Here is a 4,961-nt window from a genome sequence, read left to right as displayed (position 1 = left end):
ACAGGCGGACCGCCGGCATCCAGGCGGCGGTATCGGAGGGGGCAAGTGAGCGTTCTTCTGTGGTCATTGGCAAGCGGGCAGGGTCAGTGGACGCTGGTGGATACGGGACCGCAATGTTACACACAGCAGGGCAGGAGCCGTGACAAACTGTGCCGGCGCGCGTGGGGGCAAAACGTAGAATCGGTGCCTCATGGGAGAAGCAAACCAGAGCCGCAGCCCCGCGGCACCCGGCGCCCCGGCGGCGCAGCTGCCGCTCTTGGCGCGCCTGCGGCGCCTGCACGCGTATTTCGGCCACCAGCGCCTGGCCTGGGCACTGGCGATCCTGGCCACCCTGGTGGGCGCGGCCACCGAGCCGCTGATCCCGGCGCTGCTCAAGCCCCTGCTCGACCAGGGCTTTACCGAAGGGTCGCTGCAGCTGTGGATGGTGCCGGTGGCGATCATCGGCGTGTTCCTGGTGCGCGGCATCGCGCAGTTTTCTGGCCAGTACGCGCTGGCGCGCATCGCCAACGAGGGGATGCTGCGCCTGCGCACGGCGCTGTTCGAGCGGCTCATGGTGGCGCAGATGGATCTGTTCTCGCGCCAGTCGGCCAGCACCCTGTCCAACACCGTGGTGTATGAGGTGCAAACCGGCTTCACCGCCCTCGTGCAGGCGCTCATGGGCCTGTCGCGCGATGGCTTCACGCTGATCGCGCTGCTGGGCTACCTGATCTACCTGAACTGGCAGCTCACGTTGATCGTGGCGGTGATGGTGCCGGGTGTCGCCTGGATCATGAAAACGCTCTCGCGCCGCCTCTACCGCATCACCAAGAGCAGCCAGCAGGCGACCGACGACCTGGCCTATGTGGTCGAGGAAAACGTGCTGGCGCACCGCATGGTGCGGCTGCACGGCGCGCAGCCCGGCCAGGCCGAGCGTTTTGGCGCCCTCAGCCAACAGCTGCGCCGCTTGGCGATCAAGTCAACAATAGCCTCGGCGGCCATGACGCCGACCACGCAGCTGCTGGCCGCGGGCGCCTTGTCGGCCGTGATCTGCATCGCGCTGTGGCAAAGCCACGGCAGCATCGGCGGCGCGCACGAGGTCACGGTGGGGGGGTTCGCTTCCTTCATCGCGGCGATGCTGATGCTGATCGCGCCGATCCGCCGGCTGGCGGACGTGGCCAACCCCATCACGCGCGGCGTGGCGGCGCTCGAGCGCGGCCTGTTGCTGCTGGGCCAGACGCTGCCCGAGAGCAGCGGCACGCACCGCGCCGAGCGCGCCCAGGGCGCCATCGAGCTGCAGGACGTGGCGCTGTCCTTCGAGGAAGACCAAGCGCCGGCCCTGGCGGGCGTGAGCCTGTCGATCCGCCCGGGCGAGGTGGTGGCGCTGGTCGGTCCCTCGGGCGCCGGCAAGACCACGCTGGTGAACCTGCTGCCGCGCTTCATCGCGCCGGACCGCGGCAGCGTGCGCCTGGATGGCGTGCCGGTGCAGGACTGGGAGCTCGGCTCGCTGCGCGCCCAGTTTGCGCTGGTCAGCCAGGACGTGGTGATGTTCAACGACAGCATCGCCGCCAACGTGGCGCTGGGAGGCGTCCTTGACGAGCGGCGCGTCCAGGCTTGCCTGGAGGCGGCGAACCTGGCCGAGCACGTGGCGACGCTGCCGCAGGGCATGCACACGGTCGTGGGCCACAACGCCACGCAGCTCTCGGGTGGCCAGCGCCAGCGCCTGGCGATCGCGCGGGCGCTCTACAAGGACGCGCCCATCCTGATTCTGGACGAGGCGACCTCGGCGCTGGATACGGAGTCCGAGCGCCTGGTGCAGGAGGCCCTGCAGCAGCTCATGCGCGGGCGCACCACGCTGGTCATCGCGCACCGCCTGTCCACCATCGAGCACGCGGACCGCGTGGTGGTGATGGAGCGCGGCCAGATCGCCGAGCAGGGCACGCACGCGGAGCTGATGGCCGCCGGTGGGCTCTACGCCCGGTTGCAGGCGCGCTCGGCCGGCGCCTGAGCCGGCGCCGCCCTACCAGCGGCCGCGGTGCGGCTGGCGTTGGCGGATGGCTTCGGCCACCAGTTCGACCAGCTCGGGACGGTTGGCCTGCTGGGCGAAATCGATGGCGGACAGGCCGCGCTCATTGCGCAGGCTGGGGTCGGCCCCCTCCTGCAGCAGCAACCGCGCCGCGTCGATGCGGCCGTAGCGCACCGCCATCATCAGCGGTGTGGTGCCGTTGGGCGAGGCGGCGTCGATGTAGGCGTGGTGCTCGAGCAGCAGCGCGACCATGGCCGGCGCCTCGTCCGCCGTGCTCGAGGCGGCGTAGTGCAAGGGCGTCCAGCCGGGCTGGTTCACGTCGGCGTCGCGGGCGAGCAGCGCCCGCGCGGCCTCCATGTGGCCGTGCAGGGCAGCCATCATCAGCGCCGTCTCGCCCTTGGGGTTGCGCGCGTTCACCTGCAGCCCGCGCGCGCCGATCAGCACCGCCGCCGCCCGGGGCGAGCCGCCGTGCAGCGCCACGATCAGCGCCGGCTCGCGCTTGGGGTTGCGCGCGTTGGGGTCGAAGCCGCGGCGCAGCAGCGCAGCCACGGCCTGGGCGTTGTCCAGCTCGATGGCCCGGAAAAATTCCTCGTAGGTGCTGGCGTGGGCCAGGCCGGTCCAGCCCAGGCCGAAGGCCCCCAGTGCGCCGACAGCCGCGCGGCGTGCGATCATGGCGCCGACCCTTTCAGGAAGAGTTGCTCAAAGTTGCGACTGGTTGCATCCGCGACGGCCTCCAGCGGCAGGTTCTTGACCTTCGCCACCGCCTCCGCCACGTAGGGCACGTAGGCCGGGCTGTTGACCTTGCCGCGGTAGGGCACGGGCGCGAGGTAGGGGCTGTCGGTCTCGATCAGCAAGCGGTCCATGGGAACGAAGGCCGCGACGTCGCGCAATTCCTGGGCGTTCCTGAAGGTCAGGATGCCGGAGAAAGAAATGTAGTAGCCACGGTCCAGCGCGGCGCGCGCCACCTCGGCGGTCTCCGTGAAGCAGTGGAACACGCCGCCGGCGCGGTTGCCGGCGCCGTCCTCGCCTTCTTCCGCGAGGATGGCGAGCGTGTCGGCCGAGGCGCTGCGCGTGTGGATCACGAGCGGCTTGGCCAGTGCGCGCGCGGCGCGGATGTGCGTGCGAAAGCGCTCGCGCTGCCATTCCAGGTCGGCGATGCTGCGCCCACCCTTGCGCGTGTCCATGCCGTAGTAATCCAGGCCGGTCTCGCCGATGGCCACCACGCGCGGCAGGCGCCCACGCTCCACCAAGTCGTCCAGGGTGGGCTCCGTGATGCCTTCGCTGTCGGGGTGCACCCCCACCGTGGCCCAGAAGTTGTCGTGCTCGGTGGCCAGCGCATGGACCTGCGGGAATTCTTCCATCGTGGTGCAGATGCACAGCGCCCGGCCCACCTGCGCGCGCGCCATGGCAGCGCGGATCTCGGGCAATTGCGTGCGCAGCTCGGGAAAGTTCAGGTGGCAGTGGGAGTCGACAAACATCGTGGTTCGGCAGAACAGGCGGCCGACCGGCAGGCTGCACGGTCGGCCCCGGAGGCAGCGGCCGGGCTCGGCTCAGATGGTCTGCGTGGCGCGGTCCGAGGCAAGGCTGCTGCCCAGGATTTCCTCGATCCGATGGCGCAGCTGGCTCGACTGCTCGTCCTTCGGGAACTGGATGCCGACGCCCTGCGTGCGGTTGCCTGCGGCGCGCGCCGGCGTGATCCAGGCGACGCGACCGGCGATGGGGTAGCGCTTGGGGTCGTCGGGCAGCGTCAGCAGCACGTACACATCATCGCCCAGGCGGTACTCGCGCGCCGTCGGCACGAAGATACCGCCCTGCTCGAAAAAGGGGATGTAGGCGGCGTAGAGCGCGGCCTTCTCCTTGATGTTCAGCTGCATCACGCTGGGGCGTGGCGTGCTCGGCGGACTGCTCATGCGTGCGGCTCTGGAGGTGGGGTCAATGGCGGGAGTTTAGGGCCTGCTGTGCCTGGGCGACCAGCGCCTCCAGCATCAGGCCCGCCTGGAAGGGGTGTTCGGCCGTGCGCATGTGCTGCAGCAGCGCGCGCGACCAGCGCGTGAGCGGGCCGATGCCCGGCAGGCTGGCGGGCGCCGGAAGGTCGGCCGCCGCGAAGTAGCGCGGCGCGGCGCCCACACGCAGCGCCAGCGCGTCGTGGCAAAGCTTTTGCAGCACCTGCACCGCCTGCGCGGGCTCGAGACCGGCCAGCGCCGCCACCTCGCCGCGCGCCACCGCCTTCGGGATCAGCGACCAGGCCTGGGCGCTGTGGCCGCCCTGCGCCAGGGCCAGCGCCTCGTGCGGCCGCCCGCCCGCGGCGCGCAGCAAGGGCTCGACCGCGTCGGCGGCGATGCCCTGCTGAAGCAGCCAGGGCTGGACCAGCTCCGGCTGCGGCCAGGCCATGGCGTGTGCGAGGCAGCGGCTGCGGATGGTGGGCAGCAGCTCGTGCGCCGCCTCGGTCGCGAGCACGAAGCGCACGTCTCCGGGCGGCTCCTCCAGCGTCTTGAGCAGGGCATTGGCGGTGATGGCGTTCATGCGCTCCGCCGGATGGATCAGCACCGCCTTGCCGCGCCCGCGGCTGCTGGTGCGCTGGCTGAACTCCACCGCCTCGCGCATGGCGTCCACGCGGATCTCGCGGCTCGGCTTGCGCTTCTTGTCGTCGAGCTCCGACTGGGCCTTCTCGGGCAGCGGCCAGCCCAGGCGCTGCATGTGCATCTCGGGCATGAGCACGTACAGGTCCGGGTGGGTGCGCACGGCGATGCCGTGACAGCTCGCGCACTGGCCGCAGGCCCCGGCCGCCGTGGGCGCCTCGCACAGCCAGGCGCGCACCAGCTCCAGCGCCAGCTCGTACTGGCCCAGCCCCGAGGGGCCATGCAGCAACCAGGCGTGGCCGCGTTGGGCCAGGAGCTGCGCGCGCTGGGCGGCGATCCAGGGGGCGACCGGCTCAGCCATGGCCCGCCCCCGTGGCCGC

Annotated in this window: 5 protein-coding genes; 1 reads left to right on the top strand and 4 read right to left on the bottom strand. The window is 71.2% G+C overall.

Annotated elements, in window-relative coordinates; genetic code table 11:
- Positions 1-190 precede the first annotated feature (190 nt).
- Complete coding sequence (gene msbA / locus A612_RS07825) at positions 191-1,984, top strand: lipid A export permease/ATP-binding protein MsbA (RefSeq protein WP_019373950.1); 1,794 nt, start codon at positions 191-193, stop codon at positions 1,982-1,984.
- Between the two features lie 12 nt (positions 1,985-1,996).
- Here msbA and A612_RS07820 read toward each other — a convergent pair whose 3' ends face one another.
- The 4 genes from A612_RS07820 to A612_RS07805 all read right to left on the bottom strand — a co-directional run bounded on the left by A612_RS07820 (position 1,997) and on the right by A612_RS07805 (position 4,942).
- The gene (locus A612_RS07820; protein WP_019373949.1) at positions 1,997-2,674 is read right to left on the bottom strand and encodes an ankyrin repeat domain-containing protein; all 678 of its coding nucleotides are present in this window, start codon (positions 2,672-2,674) and stop codon (positions 1,997-1,999) included.
- Positions 2,671-3,480 carry a TatD family hydrolase gene (locus A612_RS07815; RefSeq protein ID WP_019373948.1) on the bottom strand — a complete coding sequence of 270 codons (810 nt, stop codon included), beginning with the start codon at positions 3,478-3,480 and terminating at the stop codon, positions 2,671-2,673. Before A612_RS07815 ends, A612_RS07820 begins: the two co-directional genes overlap by 4 nt.
- A 72-nt stretch (positions 3,481-3,552) precedes the next feature.
- Positions 3,553-3,912 (bottom strand): PilZ domain-containing protein, encoded by a 360-nt coding sequence (locus A612_RS07810; RefSeq protein ID WP_040436328.1) that lies wholly within the window; start codon positions 3,910-3,912, stop codon positions 3,553-3,555.
- 22 nt (positions 3,913-3,934) lie between these two features.
- A complete protein-coding gene (locus A612_RS07805) occupies positions 3,935-4,942 on the bottom strand; it encodes a DNA-directed DNA polymerase (RefSeq protein ID WP_019373946.1) in 1,008 nt (335 codons plus the stop codon).
- Between the last annotated feature and the right edge of the window lie 19 nt (positions 4,943-4,961).

This window comes from Melaminivora alkalimesophila, from assembly GCF_000282995.1.
GTDB lineage: Bacteria > Pseudomonadota > Gammaproteobacteria > Burkholderiales > Burkholderiaceae_C > Melaminivora > Melaminivora alkalimesophila.
This window is presented reverse-complemented; position numbering and strand designations above follow the sequence as displayed.

Coding starts and splice junctions, on each gene's coding strand:
- msbA (WP_019373950.1), top strand. CDS start 191: ATGGGAGAAGCAAACCAGAGCCGCAGCCCCGCGGCACCCGGCGCCCCG.
- A612_RS07820 (WP_019373949.1), bottom strand. CDS start 2,674: ATGATCGCACGCCGCGCGGCTGTCGGCGCACTGGGGGCCTTCGGCCTG.
- A612_RS07815 (WP_019373948.1), bottom strand. CDS start 3,480: ATGTTTGTCGACTCCCACTGCCACCTGAACTTTCCCGAGCTGCGCACG.
- A612_RS07810 (WP_040436328.1), bottom strand. CDS start 3,912: ATGAGCAGTCCGCCGAGCACGCCACGCCCCAGCGTGATGCAGCTGAAC.
- A612_RS07805 (WP_019373946.1), bottom strand. CDS start 4,942: ATGGCTGAGCCGGTCGCCCCCTGGATCGCCGCCCAGCGCGCGCAGCTC.